Genomic DNA, 22,586 nt, shown 5'->3' on the forward strand with positions numbered 1-22,586 from the left:
CCTATACTGCCGAGTGAGTAGCCTCTTTGATCAACGGAACAAGTGCGCCTCCCGATGCACGCCAGGAAAGACAGTCTTCCCGCCAGCATTCTCGCCTCGATCAGGAGCAGGAAAAAGCGGCTTGACGCGGCGCATATGGAGGCAAGGCCGCGCAGCGCCGGAACGTTGATCGCCTCCTACAATGTCCACAAGTGTGTCGGTACTGATCGCCGCTTCGATCCGGAGCGCACCAGCCGGGTGATCCATGAAATCGGTGCCGACGTGATCGCGCTGCAGGAAGCCGACACACGCTTCGGCGAGCGCACGGGCATTCTCGACCTCGGCCGGCTGGAGCGGGAGACGGGGCTAATCCCTGTGCCGGTCGCCGGAATGGCGAAGGCGCATGGCTGGCACGGCAATGTCGTGCTGTTCAAGAAGGGGCTGGTGCATGACGTGCACCAAGTCAGGCTGCCGGGGCTGGAGCCGCGCGGTGCGCTGGTCGCCGAAATCGAGCTGGAGGAGGGCGGGGTGCTGCGCATCATCGCCGCGCATTTCGGCCTGCTGCGCCACAGCAGAGCCCAGCAGGCCCGGACCCTCGTCGAACTGATCAACGACAGGCACGAGATGCCGACCATCCTGCTCGGCGACCTCAACGAATGGCGGCTCGGCGACCGCTCGTCGCTCAACACCTTCCAATCCGCCTTCGGCGAGCTGCCGCCAGCCGTGCCGAGTTTTCCCGCCGGCCTGCCGCTGCTGGCGCTCGACCGCATCATCGCCAACCGCAAGGGCATCATCTCCGAGGTGGAGGCGCATGATACACCGCTCGCCCGCATCGCCTCGGATCACCTGCCGATCAAGGCGCTCGTTGACCTGACGCCGGTGGGTGGGTAGCATCTCTAAGCTGATGTTTCGAAAGCTCCCGACGAGTATGATGCGTCTGACACTCCTTTGATAACTGCCTCGACTGCGCTTAAGAGGTCGCCCACTCCATCAATGCGTTCTGGGCGTGAAGCAGGAAAGCCTTTGCCTCGCGGAAACGACATGTCGGATTTGATGTCGCGTCTGCGCCACTTCCTGCCTCTCGCCACTAGTGGACAAGGCAAAAAGATTGTGTTGCGGCGCCCTTGGTCGAGGAGCGATGCCGACACCTATAAGGCCGCCAATTCGCCTTCTTCTGCGTCACTGGGCCACGGGTCTGTTACAATCACGTCCGCAGCGATGCCGACGCCGTTCAGAACCCTCAATGCTCCTCATGCGCCTAACCGGCTCAGTTTTGACCAACAGCCGTTGGCCACAAATCGTGATCGCCGGACTTTGTGGATACCGAGCTCACGCTGATGACGACGTGCAGCAGGCGCTCATGATTCACATTTGAAAGCAAGTCAAAGGGTCTGCGAATACACGCTGCCGTCATGCGGCGGCCTCGTAGCCTCTAGAAGCCGGGCTCTCAGGGCCTTCAAGCTGAAAGCGTGCGATCATCTCGGTAAGTGCGAGCGCCTCTGACGATAGCTGTTGCGTGGCGGCATTGGTCTCTTCCACCATCGCCGCATTTTGCTGCGTCATACGATCAATATCGTTCACCGACGCATTGATCGAATTGAGTGTCGTCGCTTGATCGCGGCTTGACGCGGCGATCAGTTCAATATGGCCGACGATGTGGACGATCTCGGTGGAAATCTCCATCAGCGCATCGCCAGTGCGGCCGACGAACTCGGAGCCCGACGCAACCTCTCGGACAGAATTGTTGATGAGCTCGCCGATTTCCTTGGCTGCGCGAGCCGATCGCTGCGCCAGCTCCCGCACTTCCTGCGCCACGACTGCAAAGCCCTTGCCGGCCTCGCCCGCTCTCGCCGCTTCGACTCCCGCATTCAGGGCCAAGAGATTGGTCTGGAAAGCGATGGAATCGATGGCGCTGACAATCTGTACGATCTTGCCCGACGCGTCCTCGATCCGTCCCATAGCCGATACTGCGTTTTGGACCACCGAAGCCGAGGCGTCGGCGCCTTGTTTGGCGCGTTGGACAAGCGCCAGCGCTGCTGCTGCCCGTCCTGAAGAGGTGTTGACGGCGGAAGAAATCTCCTCCACAGCCGCTGCGGTTTCTTCAAGAGCAGCCGCCTGCTTTTCAGTCCGACTGGCCAAGTCTTCGACGGCTTCCGCCATCTGGCGGCCATTATTGCTAATGAGGGAAGACGTCTCACGGATCTCGCAGAGGGTCTCTCTGAGACCCGCCACCGACATGTTGAAATCGGTGCGGATCCGATCGAGCTCAGGGGCAAAGGGCGTATCGATCGCAAAATTCAACTGCCCGCGCGACAGCCGCGTGAGCCCTTCCGCCAGCGCCTCGATTGCGGCATCAACCTGAACCTGTGCGTTACGTCGCTCGAGTTCGTTGCGGGCGCGCTCAGATTCTGCCTCACGACGCGCGATCTCGGCCTGATGTTCCATTTCGACTTTCGACAGCGCATTTTGTTTGAAGACCGAAAGCGCACGGGCCATTTCCCCGATTTCGTCGGCCCGTGTCTCGCCCGTTATTGTGGTGTCGAGCCTTCCCTCGGCGATCTTGCGCATCGCTGCGGTAATCTGGGCGATAGGTCCCTTCAGTGTGAAGACCAGCGCGGCACCTGCGGCCATGGCAATTAGGATGCCGATGACAATCGCGCCGCCGGATATCCTATTGGCCTGTTGACGATCCTGCCCAGCATTTTCCTTCTGCGTCTCGGCGAACTGCGCAAGCAGGTTCCAGGTGTTGTCGATCTGCTCCGCGGCGCGGTCGAACTCAGCAAGCTTGCGGAGCGCACCGTCGGAGAGCGCTGCCGCGTTCGCCGCAAGCAGATCGAGAACGGGTTGAGCCTTCTTCGGAATCTCGGCAAAAACCGGATCGTCGGTCACCACGCCGGCGAGACGGCCGAGCTCGGTCTGATACATGTAGATTGATTGCTGGACTTTCTTCACTCGCGCGTCGTCTGGCTTGCCTGCAAGTTCGGCGAAGCCGACGCGGATCTCGTTATTGCTGTTAACGATAGCACGCAGTTGGTTGCCGACATTCGTCGCCTGAGAGATATCCCTGTCCGACGCGGCAAGCGCGAGTACTGAGGTCCGCATCAGGTCGTCGCCAATTGTCTTGAGACTGTCCCCAATAGCAGCAAGATTAGCGATGGCGGTATCCATTATCGGGACATCCAAAGTGTCTGGCGACGCCTTCGAAGCGTTAAGGATGGCATCTACCGCAGCGGCATACTGCGTTGCGAGGGCTTCTCTGTCGGTCCCTATCGCAGGCGAAAGCTGCTCCCTTGTCTTCTGCAAATCGGGCGCATATTTGGCTAGAAGGCTAAGCTTGTCAGCCGACGTTGTAGCGTTCGTATAATCATTGCTAAGTTTTGTCGCAACACTGGCGGCCGCGGTGATGGAGACGGCGTTGCTGAGGCCGCTCTTGTTGGCATTTTCCATCTTTTTCGCACTCGCCATCAGCATGAACGAGCGCTTGCCAACCTGCCCTTGCAGGTCAAGAAGCGCCGCGGAAGCAGCGTCCACGTCGCTGAGAATTTTCTGCTGTCCCGTTTCGATTTGCCAGATCGCTTCGATCTTTTGCGGGATGATTTGCGACTGATCGAGCGCGCGGTCGAGAAGCCCCACATCGGTCGTCGGCCTTAGAGTCTCGATCGTCTGCTTCAGGTTTGCCAATTGCTCTCGGGCGTCCGCAAGCGCGGTGTCACGAGCTTCCTGCGACGGCTTCATCAGAAAGCCGGTCATGCTTGAAGAAACAAGCTTGAACCCGTTCAGAGACTGCAAAATATGGTTGGAGATCTCCATCCGACCTTCGAGAAGGCTCGACGCGTAGTACCCCGTCAACCCTACTGCGCATAGGCTAATGACGAATGGCGCCAAAAGCGCGAGCACCTTCGTCTGAATGCGAGCCCGCCACATCAACCCATGTACCATATATGCACCCCCCAAATTTGAGGTAAAGCTGCCATCCTTTTCTTAAGGACCGATGAAGGGACTAGGCGTCGCCTCTGTTGCCGCCGCGGAGAACAACACCGGACAAAATCGCGAAACGGAGGCTGCCGAATTGCGGGTGTCATTCGGTATGGCGATGGCCATGCCATGCATCTCCCTTGTAAGCCCCAGGCGAGCCGGAAGGCTTACGTGATCACGAGACGGAAAAGCGAAAGCCGAATTGACAATTCATCAGGCGTCCATGATCGCTCGATATGGATGTCAAGGTTTTGCGCTATCCTTTGCTCCAGGATGCTTTCAAAGCCGAAGAGGGCTGGGTCGGATCTGCATTCATCCGTCCGTGCCCGTCGCCGACGGAGAGTGCTCCGTACTTCGCAGCGTTCGTTGCGACTTCGTGAAACAGGAGCGCGAGATTGTGAAAATCGCGGTTCGGGCAGGTCGCAGGCGCCGACGCTTTAGGCGCTCCCGGTGACGGGGCAATCCTTGCCTAGGTCCTGTTATAATGTGCTTGGCCAATTCAGCTGAGTTTTAATTCAAGGTGCCTTTCAGGAGGCTGCCCTGGTACGTGGTGACCTACCGACGCAAAATGGCGAACCGTAGAACCGCTTCTGCCCAGGGAGCGACGCAGCAAGGTCGGCCTTATTATAAAGACAACTCGGCTTGACGTCTTGCCCCGTTTGCGAAATGCTAAGATGTCAGACCAATTCAGATCTGGCTGCCTGATAGAAAAAATGGGGAACCATGAAGGCAAATCGTAGCGACAGGCCGGTGATCCGGCCGCTTCCCGTCATGGACCGGGCGCGTCAGGTGACCGATGCGCTGGCGGATTATGTGGAGGAAGCGCGGTTGCAGGCGGGTGATCGGCTGCCGGCCGAGCGGGAGCTGATGGCGGCCCTTGCCGTTGGCCGTTCGACCATTCGCGAGGCGATCCGGCATTTTCAGGCGCTCGGCGTTATCGAGACGCGCAAGGGCAGCGGCACCTATCTCTTGAAGCCGGTTTCCCGGGCGACGATCCATATGCCGCTGTCCTTCGACGCTGTGCATCTGCGCGACGCCCTTTTGCAGACGCTGGAGGTTCGCCGCGGCATCGAATGCGAGGCGGGCATGGTCGCGGCCCGGCGGCGCACGGCAAGAGACCTCGTCGTCATCGAGGAGAAGCTTAATGAAATGGAGCGGGTGCACCTGGAGAAGGGCACATCCGGGCCGGAGGATCTGGCCTTCCATCTCGCCGTCTACGACGCCACCCACAATCCGCTGTTTCGCCAGCTTCTCGAGCAGATGCGCGAGACATTCGAGCGCTTCTGGGAGCATCCGTTCGACCGGCAGGATTTCGCTCGCCGGTCCTTTCCCTTTCACCGCACGCTTTTTAACGCGATCGCCGCTCGGGATGCCGAGGCGGCGCGGGCGGAGACATTGAAAATTCTCGATATCGTCGAGGAAGACATCAAGGAAATGTCCAAATGAGCAACGGCGCAGACCCGTTCGATCTTGCTTCCCTTATCACCGCCCACGACGACGGCAACTTCGCCGACGCCGTCGTGCCGCCGATCTTCCAGACCTCGCTTTTCACCTTTTCCGATTATGACGAAATGATCACCGTCTATCGCGGCGAGAAGGTGCGGCCGACCTATACGCGCGGGCTGAACCCGACGGTGCGCGCCTTCGAGGAAATGCTGGCCAAGCTCGAAGGTGCGGAGGATGCGCTGGGTTTTGCGAGCGGCATGGCGGCGATCTCGTCGGCGGTGCTGAGCTTTGTCGAGCCGGGCGACCGCATCGTCGCCGTCCGGCATGTCTATCCCGATGCCTTCCGCCTGTTCGGCACCATCCTGACGCGGATGAAGATCGAGGTGACCTATGTCGACGGCCGCGACGAGGAGGCGGTGGCGAAGGCGCTGCCCGGTGCCAAGCTCCTCTACCTGGAAAGCCCGACGAGCTGGGTCATGGAGGTGCATGACGTCGGGGCGCTCGCAGCCCTTGCCAAGCGACACGGCGTCGTCTCGATGATCGACAACAGCTGGGCGAGCCCGTTCTTCCAGCGGCCTCTGACGCTCGGCGTCGATCTCGTCATCCATTCCGCCTCCAAATATCTTGGCGGCCACAGCGACGTGGTGGCGGGCGTCATCGCCGGCTCGAAGGCGATGATTGCGCGCGTCAAGGCCGAGGCCTATCCTTATCTCGGCGGCAAGCTTTCGCCCTTCGACGCCTGGCTGTTGATCCGCGGCCTGCGCACGCTGCCGCTGCGGATGAAGGCTCATGAAGCCTCCGCCCTGGAGATCGCCAGACGGCTGCAGAAGCTCGATGTGGTGGAGACGGTCTGCCACCCCGGGCTTGCCAACCGTCTGCCCGCCGGGCTCCACGGCACGTCGGGCCTGTTTTCGTTCATTTTCCGAGAAGGCGTCGATATCCGCGCCTTCGCCGATCGCCTCAAGCTCTTCAAACTGGGAGTGAGCTGGGGTGGGCATGAAAGCCTGATCGTACCGGGCGAGGTGGTGCTTCAGCAGAAGGCACAGCCGAATTCCGCGCAAACTTTTGGAATTCATGCGCGATCCGTACGCCTCCATGTCGGCCTCGAAGGAACCGAGGCCCTGTGGAGGGACATCGAGGAGGCGCTCGCCGCCGCCTCGCAATGCTGAAACCTGAGAGAAACCTAACAAGGGGGAACTGAGCAATGAAAAAGCTAATAATCTCGACGCTCTTTGCTTCGATGATGGCGGGCACGGCCTTTGCCGACACGACGCTCAAGCTTGTCGAAGTCATCACCAGCCCGGAGCGCACCGAAACGCTGAAATCGATCGTCGGCAAGTTCGAGGCCGCCAATCCCGGCACCAAAGTCGATATCATTTCGTTGCCCTGGAACGAAGCCTTCCAGAAATTCGCGACCATGGTCTCGGCCGGCGACGTGCCCGACGTGATGGAGATGCCCGACACCTGGCTGTCGCTCTATGCCAATAACGGTATGCTCGAAAGTCTCGAGCCCTATCTCGCAAAGTGGGAACACACCAAGGAGCTGACGCCGCGCGCGCTCGAGCTCGGCCGCGACGTCAAGGACACCGCCTACATGCTGCCCTATGGCTTCTATTTGAGGGCAATGTTCTACAACAAGAAGCTGCTTTCGGAGGCTGGTGTCGCCGCGCCGCCGAAGACGCTGGACGAGTTTACCGCCGCCGCCGAAAAGGTCTCCAAGCTGCCCGGCAAATACGGCTACTGCATGCGCGGCGGACCGGGCGGCCTGAACGGCTGGATGATCTTCGCCGCCACCATGGCCGGCGACAACAAGTACTTCAAGGAAGATGGTACTTCGACGATGAACAGCCCCGGCTGGGCAAAGGGCATCGAGTGGATGGTCGATCTCTACAAGAAGGGCTATGCGCCGAAGGACAGCGTCAACTGGGGCTTCAACGAAGTCGTCGCCGGTTTCTATTCCGGCACCTGCGCCTTCCTCGACCAGGATCCGGACGCGCTGATCGCCATCGCCGAACGCATGAAGAAGGAGAATTTCGGCGTTGCGCCGCTGCCGAAGGGGCCTGACGGCAAGTCCTTCCCGACCATTGGCTATGGCGGTTGGTCGATGTTTTCGACGAGCGCCAACAAGGATCTCTCCTGGAAGCTGATCGCCACACTCGAAGGGCCGGAAGGCAATATCGAGTGGAACAAGCGCATCGGCGCCCTGCCGGCCTATACCGCGGCCGAAAAGGATCCCTTCTATGCCGGTGACCAGTTCAAGGGCTGGTTCGAGGAACTGGCGGATCCGAACACCGTGCCGACCGTCATGCCGACCTATCTGGAAGAGTTCGCCTTCTTCAAGGATTCGCTGGCGATCAAGACCTCGCAGCAGGCCTTGCTCGGCGACATCTCGGCGAAGGATCTGGCGGATCAGTGGGCGGATTATCTGACCAAGGCGCAGCAGAAGTTCTTGAGCAAGAAGTAGTGAAAAAAGGGGGCTTCGAGCTGTGGGCCCCCTCATCCGCCTGCCGGCACCTATGGCTGGGTCGAGCCACTGGTCTCGACCCGTCCTTCGGACCCCCGCTGGGGAGAAGAGACTCGTGGCGGCGCCTCATTCCCCTTCTCCCCAGCGGGGAGAAGGTGGCCCGAAGGGTCGGATGAGGGGGCTCCGGTCTCTTCGTTCAGAAGCGTCACAAATTCCCAACCGGGTAAGACAATGGAAACCGCAATCCGATGACCATTTCCGCCGATATGCTCGACATGCGTCGCGACCGCAGGCCGTGGCTGCGTCGTCTTGCCGATGCTTCGGAGCCCTATCTCTACAGCGCGCCGTCGCTGATCCTGATCATCGCGGTGATGCTGGTGCCGCTGACGCTCGGGCTGTCCTATGCCTTCCGCGATATCCAGCTGCTCAATCCTTTTTCCGGCGGCTTCATCGGGCTCGAGCATTTCCGCGAGTTGTCGAGCGACGCGGCCTTTTACGGCGCGCTGAGGAATACGCTCTGGTGGACCGGCGCCTCCGTCGTCTTGCAATTCATCTTCGGCCTCATTCTGGCGTTGCTGCTCGACAAGCCGTTCCCGGGCCGGGCGATCGCACAGGCGCTGGTTTTCCTGCCCTGGGCGGTGCCGTCCTTTCTCGCCGGTCTCAACTGGGCCTGGCTGTTCAATCCGGTCATCGGGCCGATCCCGCACTGGCTCTTCGCACTCGGGCTGATGCATGAGCCGGGCAACATTCTCTCCGATCCCGATCATGCGATGTGGGGGCCGATCGTCGCCAATGTCTGGTGGGGCATTCCCTTCTTTGCCATCACCCTGCTTGCGGCGCTGCAGGCGATTCCGCGCGATCTCTACGAGGCCGCCTCGATCGATGGTGCCGGCTGGTTTCAGCGGTTCCGCTCGATCACCCTGCCGTTTCTGGCGCCGACGATCGCCATCACCGTGCTGCTCCGCACCGTCTGGATTTCCAACTTCGCCGATCTCATCGTCGTCATGACCAATGGCGGCCCGGCCGACCGGACGCAGATCGTCGCGAGTTATATCTTCACCACGGCCTTCAAGCGGCTCGATTTCGGTTATGCCTCGGCGATTGCACTGGTGCTGCTGGCGCTGCTGCTCGCCTATTCGATGCTGATCATCCTGCTGCGGCAGACGCTGTTGAACAAGGATTGAGACCATGAAACGATCAATCCTTCCCACCATCGCGCATCGCTTAGCGATCCTCTGCTACATCGCCTTCGCGCTCTTCCCGCTGTTCTGGCTGCTCAAGGTCTCGGTGACGCCGAACGATCTGCTCTATACGGAAGGCGTGCGCATGTGGCCGTCGCGCACGAGCTGGGATCATTATGCCTTCGTGCTGCAGCACAGTGCCTTTCCCACCTTCTTCAAGAACAGCCTGATCGTCTCGGCCTCGACGGCGGTGACGGTGACGATCTGCGCCTCGCTCTCGGGCTACGCGCTGTCGCGCTTCAATTTCCGCGCAAAATACTGGATCGTCGCGCTGATGCTGCTGACCCAGATGTTTCCGCTCGTCATGCTGGTCGCGCCGATCTTCAAGATCCTGTCGCCCCTGCATCTGACCAACAGCCTGACTGGGCTCGTCATTGTCTACACCGCCTTCAACGTGCCCTTCGCCACCTTCCTGATGCAGTCCTTCTTCGACGGCATCCCCAAGGATCTCGAAGAGGCGGCGATGATCGACGGGGCGACGCAGTTCACGGCCTTCCGCCAGATCATCCTGCCCCTGACGCTGCCAGGCATCGCCGCGACGCTCGGCTTCGTCTTCACCGCCGCCTGGAGCGAACTGCTGTTTGCGCTGATGCTGATCAACGGCAATGATGCGGCGACCTTCCCTGTGGGACTTCTAACCTTCGTTTCGAAATTCTCGGTGGATTTCGGGCAGATGATGGCGGCGGGCGTCATGGCGCTCATTCCGGCCGGCCTCTTCTTCCTGCTCATCCAACGATATCTCGTCCAGGGCCTGACGGCCGGCGCGGTCAAGGGTTAAACAGAATGGCATCGATCGATATCCAGAATATCCGCAAAGCCTATGGCCACGTGCAGGTGCTGCACGGCGTCGACCTCGAGATCAGAGATGGCGAATTCGTCGTGCTCGTCGGTCCCTCCGGCTGCGGCAAGTCCACGCTGTTGCGGATGATCGCCGGGCTGGAGGACGTCACATCGGGTGAGATCCGTATTGCGGGCGCCCGTGTGAACGAACTGCATCCCAAGGACCGCGACATCGCCATGGTGTTCCAGTCCTATGCGCTCTATCCGCACATGAACGTCGCCGGCAATATGAGCTACAGCCTCAGGCTGCGGAAGACCGCCAAGGAGAAGATCACCAGCGCGGTGGCGGCGGCCGCCGCCAAGCTCGGTCTCGATCCGCTGCTCGAACGGCGGCCGAAGGCGCTCTCCGGCGGTCAGCGCCAGCGTGTCGCGATGGGCCGCGCCATCGTGCGCCAGCCGAAGGCCTTCCTGTTCGACGAACCGCTGTCCAATCTGGATGCGCGGTTGCGCGAACAGATGCGCGCCGAAATCAAGAAGCTGCATGGCGAGTTGAAGGCAACCTCGATTTATGTCACCCATGACCAGATCGAGGCGATGACGCTCGCCGACCGGATCGTCGCCATGCACGGCGGCGTGGTGCAGCAGGTCGGCAGTCCGCTCGAACTCTACGATCGCCCCGCCAACCTCTTCGTCGCCGGTTTCATCGGTTCGCCGGGGATGAATTTCCTCGACGCCACCTATGAAGCAGGCGGCGTCAAGCTGAAGGATGGGACGATCGTGCCGCTGGCAAGGCCGCTGCCGCTTGCAGACGGCGCGAAGGTGATGCTCGGCATCCGGCCCGAGCATGTGCTGATGACGAGTGACGGGACGGGGCTTGGCACCGATGTGGAGCTCGTCGAACCCACCGGCTTCGGCATTATCCTGCACCTCACCCTCCATGGCCTGCCCTTCAAGATCTTCACTCTGGACCGCGAAGCGTTGAAGGCGGGGCCGAAGGTCAATGTCGCCTTCCCGCCCCAATATCTGCATGTGTTCGACGGCGAGGGACAACGCATCGATTGAGCGGCCGAGCTCCTCAGGCGTCCCTATCTGCTGGTTGCCGTCATTGTAAAAAGCACCCCGAGAGAAAAAGATCGATCAGATTCAACGGGATGAGCGAGACTCGGAAAACGCGTGGATGATTCTTGCTAAGCTATTGAAATTTGATTCGTTTTGATTCGGAACCAATCGTAAAGTGATTCGGTTGACTCGCACTGGTTGCGGCAGGAGCGCGTGCGAAATGGTTGCCCCGAGAGCGAATTGGAAAGGCTTCATCAAGTTCGGGGAGGTGGCCTTCCCCGTGGCCCTTTACACCGCCGCCTCCACATCCGAGCGGATCGCGTTTCACACACTGAACAGGAAGACCGGCAACCGGGTGCGCCGAGAATTCGTGGACGGCGAGACCGGCGACCCGGTCGAGCGCGAGGACCAGGTCAAGGGTTTTGAGATTGAGGACGGCCGCTACGTCGTGCTCGAGCCCGAGGAAGTCTCGGCCGCCATTCCTGAAAGCGACAAGACGCTGAAGGTGGAGGCGTTCATTCCTTTTGACGAGGTCGACGACGTCTATTTCGACAAGCCTTACTATCTGGCTCCCGACAAGATGGGCAGCGACGCTTTCAAACTCCTGAGGGATGGTATGGAAAAAGCCAAGGTCGCGGCCATTGCCCGAACGGTGCTGTTCCGCCGCCTGCGAACTCTCCTCATCCGCCCCCATGGCAAAGGGCTGGTCGGCTCAACCTTGAACTTCGATTATGAGGTTCGCTCCTCGGAGAAGGCATTCGAGGAGATGCCGGATCTCAAGATCGAAGGCGAGATGCTGGAGCTTGCCAAGCACATCATCAACACCAAGAAGGGCGAGTTCGACCCGAAGCAGTTCGACGACCGATATGAAGCGGCCGTCGGCGAGCTGGTGAAGGCCAAGATCGAAGGCCGCACCCTTCCGAAGAAAAAGGCGCCGCCGGCTCCCAAACCGAGCGACCTGCTACAGGCGCTACGCGAAAGCGCCGGCATGGCGACGCCGGCCAAGGCGAAGCGCACCGCTGCAAATGCCAATGCCGGAAAGAGCAGGCAGAAGGCCGCGCGCGCGTCGACGACGAAACCACGCAGCCCGGCCGGCGCTCACCAGCGCCGCGCCGGGTGATCGGAGGATCCATGGCGATCCGGCCTTACTGGAAAGGTTATCTCAAACTGTCGCTCGTCACCTGCCCGGTGCAGATGATGCCGGCCACTTCTGAAAATGAGAAGGTGCGTTTTCACACGCTCAATCGCGCCACCCAGAACCGCGTCGTCAGCCACTATGTCGACGCCGTCACCGGCAAGGACGTGAAAGATGAAGACGAAGTAAAAGCCTATCAGCGCGGTGAGAACGAATATGTCTTGCTTGAGGACGATGAGTTGGAGAACGTTGCGCTTGAAAGCACCAAGACGATCGATATTGAAGTCTTTACGCCGCGCAACACCGTCGAATGGATCTGGCTCGACACGCCCTACTTTCTTTCACCCGACGATCCGGTCGGCCAGGAGGCATTCTCGGTGATCCGCGACGCGATGGCCGCCGAGGACATGGTCGGCATCTCGCGGCTGGTGATTGCGCGCCGCGAGCGGGCCGTGATGCTGGAGCCTCGCGGCAAGGGCATCGTCCTTTGGACCCTCCGTTACGGCGACGAGGTGCGCGACGCTGAAAACTATTTCGATAGGGTGGACGATCAGCCGGCGGACAGCCAGATGATGCCGCTGGTCCAGCAGCTCATCAAGAAGCAGACGCAGCACTGGAACCCGAAGATGGCCTCCGACCCGGTGCAGGACAGATTGCTCGAGCTTATCGAAGCCAAGAAGAAACAGATGAAAAAGCCTGTCAAGGCCAAGTCCAAGGGCAGGGAGAAGCCAGAACCGGCTCCCAGCAACGTCATCAACATCATGGAGGCGCTGCGCAAATCCGTCGATGCCGAGAACCGATCCGGCAGGCATTGAGTGATGACCAGACCACGGCGCCCCTCCGCCCCCCTGCTTCGCGATTCCAATTCCGCGATACACTCGCGACCTGTCCGTCGGCGTGATCCCGACCAGCCAAACCTGCCGTTCGATGCAATGCCGTTGAGAGTGGAGCCGTGCCTGGCCTTGCTGAAGCAGACGGTGCCGCAAGGGCCGGATTGGCTTTACGAGGTGAAGTGGGACGGCTACCGATTGGCGGTCCACATCCAGCCAAAGGCTATTCGTATTCTCACCCGCGGCGGCCATGACTGGACCCACCGTTTTCCAAGCATCGCCGCAGCAGCAAAAGAGCTCGGTGTGTCGAGCTGCATTCTCGACGGAGAAGCCGTCGTCCTCGATGAAGAAGGTCGCTCGGACTTCGGAGCCTTGCAGCGCTCGCTCGGCGGCAGGGGCGGCAAGCGGATCTCGACCGAATCCATCTTCTACGCCTTCGATCTGTTGTATCTCGACGGTCACGACCTGACGCGGACGGAACTGTCGGTGCGCCGTCATCTTCTGGAGGATCTGGTCCCTGAGACCGACGACGGCGCCATTCGGTTCTCGCACGAACTGGATCTGGGTGGCGAGGAACTGCTCGAACACGCATGTCATCTGGGCCTCGAAGGCATCATTGCCAAGCGCAGTGACAGCCCTTACCGGAGTGGCCGGCTGGGTGACTGGCAGAAGATCAAGTGCGTTCAGAGCGACAGTTTCATGATCGTCGGTTACGAGGAATCCGCCAGCACGCGCGGCGGGCTCGGCAGTCTTTTGCTTGCAGGCCGAAAGGGCAACGACTGGATTTACGTCGGATCCGTCGGCACGGGGTTCAACCGAACCGAGGCGGAATATTTGCGCAAGACGTTGAACCGACTCCAGACGAAAAAACCCGTCGTGCCGCTGAAAGGAAAGCGCCTCGTCTTTTCCCAACCGACCTTAATTGCCGAGATCGAGTTTCGCGGCTGGACGCGTGAGGGCAGCCTACGGCACCCCTCATACAAGGGCCTTCGCGAGATCCAGGATAACGCCGCCGTCTTCGATTTGACTGATGCCACTTCAATCAGATGAGTGCCGCGGGCCATCAGCCGGTGTCAGGCGGCATGCTTGCCGGTGCGGCCGAGCCTCTTGATCGCTTGCTCCAAGGGACGCTGCCCCTCGCAATAATCCTTCCAGGCGGACGACTTCGACAGCAAAGCAGGCACGGTTCGGATCGTGAACCTTTTGGGGTCGAGGTGTGATTTCACCTGTGCCCACGTCAGAGGCATTGACACCGTCGCCCCTGGGCGGGCCCGAGGGGAGAGCGGTGCCACGGCCGTCGCCATGCGATCATTGCGCAGGTAATCGAGGAAAATGCGACCGCCCCGCAGGCTCTTGGTCATCTTGATCAGGTAGAGATCGGGGTTGTTCCGGGCCATCTGCTGGCAGACGTCGTGCGCGAAGCCCTTTGCCTCCGGCCATGACAACGGTTTTCGTTTGTTGACTGCAAGCGGGGTCACGACATGCAAGCCCTTGCCGCCGGTCGTCTTGCAGAAGCTGATCAATCCGAGGTCTTCCAGCCGATCGCGCATTTCGCGGGCAGCGGCAACAACCGTGGAAAAGGGAACGTCGGGCCCGGGATCGAGATCGAATACCAGGCGACCAGGCACTTCCGGTTGGCCGGGTTCGCAGTTCCACGGATGGAGCTCGAGCGCCGCGATCTGGGCGACCGCCGCAAGCCCTTCGATGCGATCGATCTGCAGGTAAGGCTTCTTGTCGCCGAATACCTTCACCAATTCGAGCAGGTTGGATTGCCCCGGCATCGCATGACGCTGGAAGAACTGCTCGCCGCCAATCCCGTCCGGGGCGCGGATGATGGAGCAGGGCCTGCCCTTGAGGTGGCCGATCATCCAGTCGCCGACCGCCTCGTAATAGCGGGCCAATTCCTCCTTTGTCACCGGCTCACCATCATTGGCATCCGGCCACAATGGTTTGTCCGGGCTTGAAATCAGCACACCCATGACATTGGCCTTCTGACCCCCGCGGCGCGTCGATTTTGGTGCGGCCCGCGGAGCCGTCTCCGCAATCTCGGCCTTGGAGGATCTTAACGGTCGCTCCGCCTCGACTTCCCTGGCCGGCTTGTCTTCACGCAAGCCCTTGAAGGCGGCCTGCCGGACGAGACCGTCGGCGGTCCAGCCCTCGAATTCAATCTCGGCGACAAGCTCGGGCTTCACCCATACGACTTCAGCCTGCTTCTTCGGAGCGCCGACACCTGTGAACGGCGACTTCGCCGTCTCCAGCGCCTTCAGTTTCGCAAGCAGCGTTTCGACTTTCTTGGCGCCGTAGCCGGTCCCGACACGGCCGACATAGACAAAATGATCGTCGCTGAAAACGCCGACGAGAAGGGAACGAAACTTGCCGTTGGTCTTGGCATAGGCGCCGATGACTACCTCGTGCCCCGCCCGGCATTTCGACTTCGCCCAGCTCTCCGTTCGACCGGACTGATAGGGGGCATCAGCCTTTTTCGACACAATACCTTCCAGCGATAGCTTGCACGCCGACCTGAGCACGGCGTCGCCGCCGCCTGTAAAATGCTCGACGTAGCGGATGCGAGGATCGTTGCCAGCCTGCGTGAGCAGCTCCTGTAACCGCGTCTTGCGCTCCATGAGGGGCTTGGAGCGGAGATCCTCGCCGCCGTCATAGAGCAGGTCGAAGGCGAAGTAGACGAGGCTGCCGGTCTTGCCTTCCGACAGCGCCGCCTGCAGCGCGGCGAAGTCAGGTACACCGTGCTCATCGAGAGCGCAGATTTCGCCATCGATTATGCAGTCTGGAAGCGCTGACGCCGCTCCAGCGATTTCGGGGTACTTGGCCGTCCAGTCGAGACCTTTCCTGGTTTTCAGCGTCGCTTCGCCGTCGAGCACGCGCATCTGAATGCGGTATCCATCGAACTTGATCTCGTGGATCCAGCCGTTCCCGCCGGGTGGCCGCTCCAGCTTCTCGCAAAGCTGCGGCGCGATGAAATTCGGAAGATCAACCGCCGTTGCGGTGCCGGCGCGCTTTCCGCCTCTCGCCTCCTGCCGCCCCTCGGCGGCCAGTCCGTGATTACTGTCCCAGACGGCGTCAGCCTCGACCTTGGCGCCTTCCACCATGAAGGGTGTCGGTTTGCGCCCCTTGCCGGCTGCGATCATTTCCATGCTGCGGCCCGAGGCCACCGAGGTGACGTTCTCTTCCAGGACGAAAGCACCGTTCTCCTCGACGGAGAACTCGTCATGATGCTTGATCAACAGCCAGTTGGTACGCGTGCTGCGCTCGCGATCGTTGCGCATGCGCACCAGCACGAAGCTCCCGTGCAGGCGCTCGCCTTCGAGTGTGAACTTGAAATCGCCCTTGGAAAGCGCCTGCTCGGGAGTCTTCCTCCCCTCCGGCTCCCAATAGCCGCGATCCCACAGCATGACGGTACCGCCGCCATACTGGCCTTTCGGAATCGTGCCTTCGAAGTCGCCATAATCGAGCGGATGATCTTCGACCTCGACCGCAAGGCGCTTGTCGTGCGGATCGAGCGATGGACCTTTGGTGACAGCCCAGCTCTTGAACACGCCGTCGAGCTCGAGCCGCAGGTCGTAGTGCAGCCGTGTCGCATCGTGCTTCTGAATGACAAACCGGCGGCGATTGCTCTTTTTCACGCGTTGCTCGCCGCTGGGCTCCGCGGTCTTCTGGAAATCGCGTTTGGATCGGTAGTTCGATAGGCTGTCGCTGGCCATGGCTGTTCCCGGACATTCGGTCCACAAACGAAATTGCGCACATCGTTGTTCCAACGCCGCGCGACCGGCCAGATTCCTGAAAGGGAAGGGGCACGGCCAAAAATTCAATCGATGCCGGCGGCATTCTTCACCTCGACCACCTACCCCTCCGCTCGCGTCGCAGAACGCCAAGCGAAGGAGGTTATCCCATGACCACTATAACAGCCCCAGCTGTTTGCGGAAGAATTTCAAATCCGTTCGCTAAACCTGGCTTCTGTGCCAGCGCGGCTCGCATGGGGCCGCGCGGCAGGCATCGCGAGGTCCGATGTGACCTCCCGGTTACGCCGCCTTTAGCGGAGGGCAGCGACACGCGTAGGTCGGGCCGGGCGGCTGGTGGCTTGCACCTGCCAGGGAGCGGCAACTGCCGGCATGCCGGCTTCGAAGCACGCGGCCATGAAGGCCTCCCGTGCAATCAATGGCGCAATAACTCGGTTGAGGGCACCGCGACAGGTCTTGACCGCACGCTGATAGCGTTCACCATGGGCCAGTGGCCATTCGTTTTCCAGGAAATCCAAGGCATCATAGACGCCGGTAAATGTTCGTTCCAGACCGCACTGCAGCCGGACCGTCACTGGACGCGTCCAGAGCACATCGTTCAACGGCATTTTCTTCCTCCTTTCGATGCCAGCTTGCTCCGGCAAAAATATTGGAAGTAGCTGTCGGGTGTTCAAGACCGCAGCGATCAATGGTCGCTTCACACGGCGAGCCGGACCAACCGTGCTCCATTGATGAAGCTGCCGTCGTAACAGCACCATTCGCCGAGTTGAAAAATCTTTTGCCGCATTACCCGGTCGGGCTATATCCTTGGATGATCTCACTGGACTGGATTGATATGACCGACACCGTTCTCGACCGTTTCCTCCGTTATGTCGTAATCGACACCCAATCCGATCCGTCCTCAACGACTCAGCCGACCACCGAGAAGCAGAAGGATCTCGGGCGGGTTCTGGTCGACGAACTGCTCGAGATCGGGCTTTCCGACGCGCATCTCGATGAACACGGCTATGTCTATGCCACCATTCCGGCCAATAGCGACAAGGCTGTGCCGGTCATCTGTTTCTGCTCGCATATGGATACGGCGCCCGATTTCAGCGGCACGGATGTCAAGCCGCAGATCGTCAGGAATTATGCCGGCGGGGATATCCAGCTTGCTGGCGATTCGAGCCGGGTGATTCGTGTCGCCGAGCATCCGGAGCTGAACAACCAGATCGGCAACGACATCGTCACGACCGATGGCAGGACATTGCTCGGTGCCGATGACAAGGCGGGACTGGCAGAAATCATGACCGCGGCCCAGATTCTGGTCGACAATCCCGATATGCGGCACGGAACGATCAAGATCCTGTTCACGCCCGACGAGGAAGTCGGTCGCGGCGTCAACAAGGTCGACCTGGAAAAGCTCGGAGCCGACTTCGCTTATACGATGGATGGCGAGACGGTGGGCCACGTCGAGGACGAAACCTTTTCGGCCGACGGCGTCGACATCAGCATAACAGGCGTGGCGATCCATCCCGGTTTTGCCAAGGACCGTATGGAGAACGCCATCAAGATCGCCGGCGCCATCATCGACCGGCTGCCGAAGGACCTGGCGCCGGAGACGACGGAAGGCAAGCAGGGCTTCATCCATCCGGTCGGTGTGACCGGCTCGATGGAGAAGGCTTCGCTGAGCTTTATCATTCGCGACTTCACTGACGAAGGGCTCCTGCAAAAGGAGGCGATGCTCGAAACCATCGTCAAGCAGGTGATCTCAGCCTATCCGGGCTCGACCTACCATTTCCACGTGACGGAACAATATCGCAACATGAAGACGGTGCTCGACCGCCATCCGGAGATTGTCGCTAACGCGCTTGAGGCCGTGCGCCGTGCCGGCATGGCGCCGGTGCGCGGCAGCATTCGCGGCGGCACGGACGGCTCGCGCCTCTCCTTCATGGGGCTGCCGTGCCCGAACATTTTTGCCGGCGGCCATGCCTTCCACTCACCACTCGAATGGGTGAGCCGTCAGGATATGGAAAAGGCGGTCGCAACGATCGTGGAGCTTGCGAAGATCTGGGAAGAGCGCGCTTAAGGCGCTCTTCCTGCTGTGCGAAATCTAGTTTTAGCCGCCATTTACCGGGATCTCGCCGCGCAGCATCACGCTGTCATAGGCGGGACGGGGCGTGGGGATCGCGATCCGCATTGCCGGCTCGGGCGCGGTTGAGGTTTCCGGTTGGGTCACCGGAGCCGTTATTATCTGCATCGGCGCCGTGCTCGCCGTCGCCATCGGATCGGGCGCCGGCAGAGGAACGGGAACGGCGGAAGGTATCAGCGCCTCGAATTGCGGCGGCAGTATGCTTTCGCCAGGCACATAATTCATCGCTACCTCATAAGACGGCAGCGGCGGCGGCGTTTCGAGCATGCCGTTGGAATCGCGCTTCTCGTAGAAGGCGTTGCCGCCGGCGACCGTCACATAGTGCATGTTGTCGTAGGGGAATTTCAGCCCGTCGGTGTGAAAGAACATCGCGTCCTTCACCTGGGGATGGCGCGCACCCTTCAGCAGGATCGCATCGGCCGCGGTGGCAAGTTCCGGTTCGGCCTGCGGCTTGACCTCGCGAGTCATGACCCCGGGCGCAAACTGCCTCGCCTGGGCGACGACACCGCAGATCGATGGGGGGTAGGCGCCTGACGTCAGCCTGTTCATGACGACGGTGCCGACGGCCAGATAGCCATCCTCGTCGGAATGCTGCGATTCGAAATACATCGCACGCTTCAGGCAGTCGCGATCCTTGGCGGTATAATTGAAAGTGACTTTCGCCGCTTGAGCCTGTTTGGTCTTTGCCGGCGTCGTCGCCGGCTTCGGTGTTGTGGTGCAGCCTGCAGCCGCCAGTCCTGCGAGTAAAATCCCGATCAGGGATTTTCCAAAGCAAATCTCCGCCCTCAACGCCAGGTGCCTCCTATGGGATTAGTCCAGCCCTTTATGATTAACGCGCACAATCTTCTACTCGTCATATGACTGAATTACAAACAACCTGAGATCACAAAAGGCCGGGTGGACTCTCGCCATGGGCGATTCCGGCTGATCCCTGCGACCGACTGGTGCATAAATCCGGAGGGTTAACGAATTATTAAGCAAGCGCCGTGCGCGCGCCAGGAAAGACGCGCGCAATCGAGATCAGCTGCGAAACAGCTTCCAGCGAGTCGGCTTGAACGCGACGCGGTTGCGGTCGAGCCTGTCGGCCTCGCTCGGCGGCAGCTCAATTTCGATATTTGGCCGGTCATTGCCGATATCGAGTTCGATATGGCGCGTGCCGGCGACACGGCGGCTGGAGACGGGCTGGCCGGCGATGCAGTTTTCGGCTGTTTCGCACAGCCTGACATCATGCGGGCGGAAGTAGAGCTGCGCCGGTCCATCCGGCTCGCCTTCGGCATTGAGGCCGAGCGAGCGGCCTTCGAAGCGGATGTCGCCGTCCGATATCTCGACCTGCAGGCAGTTGGATTGGCCGATGAAGCCGAAGACGAACGGCGAATTCGGATAATCGTAGACTTCGTCGGGCGTTCCGACCTGCTCGATCGCGCCCTGGCTCATGACAACGACGCGGTCGGCAAGCTCCAGCGCCTCGTCCTGGTCGTGGGTGACGAAGACGGTGGTGTGGCCGGTACGGTCGTGGATCTGGCGCAGCCATTTGCGCAGGTCCTTGCGCACCTGGGCGTCGAGCGCTCCGAAGGGTTCGTCGAGCAGCAGCACGTTCGGCTCGACGGCCATGGCGCGGGCGAGCGCCACGCGCTGACGCTGGCCGCCGGAAAGCTGGGCGGGATAGCGCTTTTCTAGACCGGAAAGCTGGACGAGTTCGAGCAGTTCCAGCGCCCGCCGGCGGATATCGGCCTTCGCCGGCCGCCGCGAACCTTTTCTGACCCTCAGGCCAAAGGAGACATTGTCGAGCACCGTCATGTAGCGGAAAAGGGCATAATGCTGGAACACGAAGCCGATATTGCGCTGCTGCACCGATTTCTTCGAGGCATCCTCTTCACCGAAGAAGATCTGTCCCTCGGTCGGGCTTTCCAGACCGGCGATCAGACGCAGCAATGTCGTCTTGCCGGAGCCCGAAGGGCCGAGCAGTGCGATCAGCTCGCCGGAGCGGATGTCGAGCGAGACATCGTGGAGCGCCGGAAAACGATCGAATTCCTTGCGGATGTTTTGAACGCGTACTTCCATTCCAGATCCTTCAGTGCCGCCGGCTGGCGGAGATTTCAGCGCTATAGCGCATTTCCAGCAGCGTCTTCAAAACAAGAGTCACGAGCGCGAGCAAGGCCAAAAGCGTGGCGACGGCAAAAGCGCCGGTGAAATTATACTCGTTGTAGAGAATCTCCACCTGTAGCGGCATGGTGTTCGTCTGGCCGCGGATATGGCCGGAGACGACCGACACGGCGCCGAATTCACCCATGGCGCGGGCGTTGCAGAGCAGCACGCCATAAAGCAGACCCCATTTGATGTTCGGCAGCGTCACGTGCCAGAAGGTCTGCCAACCGCTGGCGCCGAGCGAGAGGGCCGCCTCTTCGTCGGCCGTGCCCTGTTCCTGCATCAGCGGGATCAGTTCGCGGGCGACAAAGGGGAAGGTGACGAACATGGTGGCAAGCACCAGTCCAGGCACGGCGAACAGGATCTTGATGTCATTGGCGCTGAGCCAGTGGCCAAGCCAGGTGTTGGCGCCGAACAGAAGCACGAAGACCAGGCCCGAAATAACAGGCGAGACCGAAAAGGGCAGGTCGATCAGCGTGGTCAGGACCGCCTTGCCCTTGAATTCGAACTTGGCGATGGCCCAGGCGGCGGCGACCCCGAAGGCGAGGTTCAGCGGTACGCTGATGCCGGCGACGGTCAGCGTCAGGCGGATCGCCGAGAAGGTTTCGGCATCGCCGAGGGCTTCAAGAAACGGGCCGCCACCTTTGCGGAAAGCCTCGACGAAGACGGCTGCGAGAGGCAGCAGCAGCATCAGCAGCAGGAAGAGCAGCGAAACGGCGATCAGCGTGTAGCGCGCCATTCTGTGTTCGGTGGTCACCGGACGCAGTTTCACGGGTTGAAGGGTTGCATCAAGCGCCATAACCGTACCTCCGCCTGCTCCAGCTCTGGATGAGGTTGATGACGAGCAACAAGGCGAACGAGATCACCAGCATGATAGCTGCGATGCCGGTGGCCGCCGCGTAATTGTATTCTTCGAGTTTAATGATGATCAGCAGCGGTGCGATTTCCGATTTGAACGGCAGGTTGCCGGCGATGAAGATGACCGAGCCGTATTCGCCGACGCCGCGGGCAAAGGCGAGCGCGAATCCGGTCAGCACGGCCGGCGCCAGCCCGGGCAGCAGCACGCGGAAAATCGTCTGCAGGCGGTTGGCGCCAAGCGTTGCCGCAGCCTCTTCGACCTCCTTGTCGATTTCCTCCATCACAGGCTGCACGGTGCGCACCACGAAGGGCAGACCGACGAAGATCAGGGCCACGACGATGCCGGCCGGGGTGAAGGCAATCTTGATGCCGAGCGGCGCCAGGAACTGGCCGACCCAGCCGTTCGGCGCGTAGAGCGCCGCCAACGCGATACCGGCAACGGCAGTCGGCAGTGCGAAGGGCAGATCAACCATGGCGTCGATGACGCGCTTGCCGGGGAATCGGTAGCGCACCAGGACCCAGGCAAGGATGATGCCGAAGACGGCGTTGACGATTGCGGCGATGAACGCGCTGCCGAAGCTGATGCGCAGCGCGTTCAGGATGCGCGGATCGAGCGCGATCGACCAGAATTTCTCCCAGCCAAGCGCGCTCGACCGGACGGCAAGGCCGGAGAGCGGGATGAGGATCAGAAGGGTGAGCCAGGTCAAGGTAAGGCCGAGCGCCATTCCGAAACCCGGAATGACGCTCGGCCGTTTGAACCGCCACCGCGTGGGGCTGTGTGCTGTCAT

At 60.8% G+C, this 22,586-nt stretch carries 18 protein-coding genes; 11 read left to right on the forward strand and 7 right to left on the reverse strand.

Annotation, left to right across the window (positions count from 1 at the left end):
- The first annotated feature begins 54 nt into the window (after positions 1–54).
- Positions 55–870, forward strand: coding sequence for an endonuclease/exonuclease/phosphatase family protein (locus NL154_RS26685; RefSeq protein WP_210632266.1), 816 nt, complete (start codon positions 55–57; stop codon positions 868–870).
- 519 nt (positions 871–1,389) lie between these two features.
- On the opposite strand, the gene NL154_RS26690 is transcribed toward NL154_RS26685, so the two are convergent.
- The gene (locus tag NL154_RS26690) at positions 1,390–3,918 is read right to left on the reverse strand and encodes a methyl-accepting chemotaxis protein (protein ID WP_434734375.1); all 2,529 of its coding nucleotides are present in this window, start codon (positions 3,916–3,918) and stop codon (positions 1,390–1,392) included.
- Between the two features lie 759 nt (positions 3,919–4,677).
- Here NL154_RS26690 and NL154_RS26695 point away from each other — a divergent pair.
- The 9 genes from NL154_RS26695 (at position 4,678) to ligD (NL154_RS26735) (ending at position 13,959) form a co-directional block, all read left to right on the forward strand.
- Entirely contained in the window at positions 4,678–5,400 is a 723-nt protein-coding gene (locus NL154_RS26695) for a FadR/GntR family transcriptional regulator (protein ID WP_434734376.1), read from the forward strand.
- Entirely contained in the window at positions 5,397–6,569 is a 1,173-nt protein-coding gene (locus tag NL154_RS26700) for a PLP-dependent transferase (protein WP_434734377.1), read from the forward strand. Before NL154_RS26695 ends, NL154_RS26700 begins: the two co-directional genes overlap by 4 nt.
- Positions 6,570–6,604: 35 nt before the next feature.
- Complete coding sequence (locus tag NL154_RS26705) at positions 6,605–7,864, forward strand: ABC transporter substrate-binding protein (RefSeq protein WP_434734378.1); 1,260 nt, start codon at positions 6,605–6,607, stop codon at positions 7,862–7,864.
- Positions 7,865–8,112: 248 nt separating this feature from the next.
- Positions 8,113–9,048, forward strand: coding sequence for a carbohydrate ABC transporter permease (locus NL154_RS26710; protein WP_085781048.1), 936 nt, complete (start codon positions 8,113–8,115; stop codon positions 9,046–9,048).
- 4 nt (positions 9,049–9,052) lie between these two features.
- Complete coding sequence (locus NL154_RS26715; RefSeq protein ID WP_221145018.1) at positions 9,053–9,883, forward strand: carbohydrate ABC transporter permease; 831 nt, start codon at positions 9,053–9,055, stop codon at positions 9,881–9,883.
- Between the two features lie 5 nt (positions 9,884–9,888).
- Positions 9,889–10,947, forward strand: coding sequence for an ABC transporter ATP-binding protein (locus tag NL154_RS26720; RefSeq protein WP_210632273.1), 1,059 nt, complete (start codon positions 9,889–9,891; stop codon positions 10,945–10,947).
- Between the two features lie 217 nt (positions 10,948–11,164).
- Positions 11,165–12,064, forward strand: coding sequence for a Ku protein (locus NL154_RS26725; protein WP_210632274.1), 900 nt, complete (start codon positions 11,165–11,167; stop codon positions 12,062–12,064).
- An 11-nt stretch (positions 12,065–12,075) separates the two neighbouring features.
- Positions 12,076–12,894 carry a Ku protein gene (locus NL154_RS26730; RefSeq protein WP_434734379.1) on the forward strand — a complete coding sequence of 273 codons (819 nt, stop codon included), beginning with the start codon at positions 12,076–12,078 and terminating at the stop codon, positions 12,892–12,894.
- A 3-nt stretch (positions 12,895–12,897) separates the two neighbouring features.
- Positions 12,898–13,959, forward strand: a complete 1,062-nt coding sequence (ligD, locus tag NL154_RS26735; protein ID WP_210632276.1) for a non-homologous end-joining DNA ligase — start codon at positions 12,898–12,900, stop codon at positions 13,957–13,959.
- Positions 13,960–13,982: 23 nt separating this feature from the next.
- Here ligD (NL154_RS26735) and ligD (NL154_RS26740) read toward each other — a convergent pair whose 3' ends face one another.
- Together ligD (NL154_RS26740) and NL154_RS26745 are read right to left on the reverse strand one after the other, a co-directional pair.
- Positions 13,983–16,628 carry a DNA ligase D gene (gene ligD / locus NL154_RS26740; RefSeq protein WP_434734380.1) on the reverse strand — a complete coding sequence of 882 codons (2,646 nt, stop codon included), beginning with the start codon at positions 16,626–16,628 and terminating at the stop codon, positions 13,983–13,985.
- A gap of 329 nt (positions 16,629–16,957) precedes the next feature.
- The gene (locus NL154_RS26745) at positions 16,958–17,272 is read right to left on the reverse strand and encodes a DUF982 domain-containing protein (protein WP_210632278.1); all 315 of its coding nucleotides are present in this window, start codon (positions 17,270–17,272) and stop codon (positions 16,958–16,960) included.
- A 227-nt stretch (positions 17,273–17,499) separates the two neighbouring features.
- Here NL154_RS26745 and pepT point away from each other — a divergent pair, with 227 nt between their 5' ends.
- A complete protein-coding gene (gene pepT, locus NL154_RS26750) occupies positions 17,500–18,732 on the forward strand; it encodes a peptidase T (RefSeq protein WP_434734381.1) in 1,233 nt (410 codons plus the stop codon).
- Between the two features lie 30 nt (positions 18,733–18,762).
- On the opposite strand, the gene NL154_RS26755 is transcribed toward pepT, so the two are convergent.
- From NL154_RS26755 to cysT, 4 genes are all read right to left on the reverse strand, one after another.
- Complete coding sequence (locus NL154_RS26755) at positions 18,763–19,584, reverse strand: cell wall hydrolase (RefSeq protein WP_221145024.1); 822 nt, start codon at positions 19,582–19,584, stop codon at positions 18,763–18,765.
- 231 nt (positions 19,585–19,815) lie between these two features.
- Complete coding sequence (locus tag NL154_RS26760) at positions 19,816–20,856, reverse strand: sulfate/molybdate ABC transporter ATP-binding protein (protein WP_221153355.1); 1,041 nt, start codon at positions 20,854–20,856, stop codon at positions 19,816–19,818.
- Between the two features lie 10 nt (positions 20,857–20,866).
- Positions 20,867–21,739, reverse strand: coding sequence for a sulfate ABC transporter permease subunit CysW (gene cysW, locus NL154_RS26765; RefSeq protein ID WP_434734382.1), 873 nt, complete (start codon positions 21,737–21,739; stop codon positions 20,867–20,869).
- A complete protein-coding gene (gene cysT / locus NL154_RS26770; protein ID WP_210632283.1) occupies positions 21,729–22,586 on the reverse strand; it encodes a sulfate ABC transporter permease subunit CysT in 858 nt (285 codons plus the stop codon). Before cysT ends, cysW begins: the two co-directional genes overlap by 11 nt.

Source organism: Rhizobium sp. YTUHZ044 (genome assembly GCF_051123975.1).
Lineage (GTDB): Bacteria > Pseudomonadota > Alphaproteobacteria > Rhizobiales > Rhizobiaceae > Rhizobium.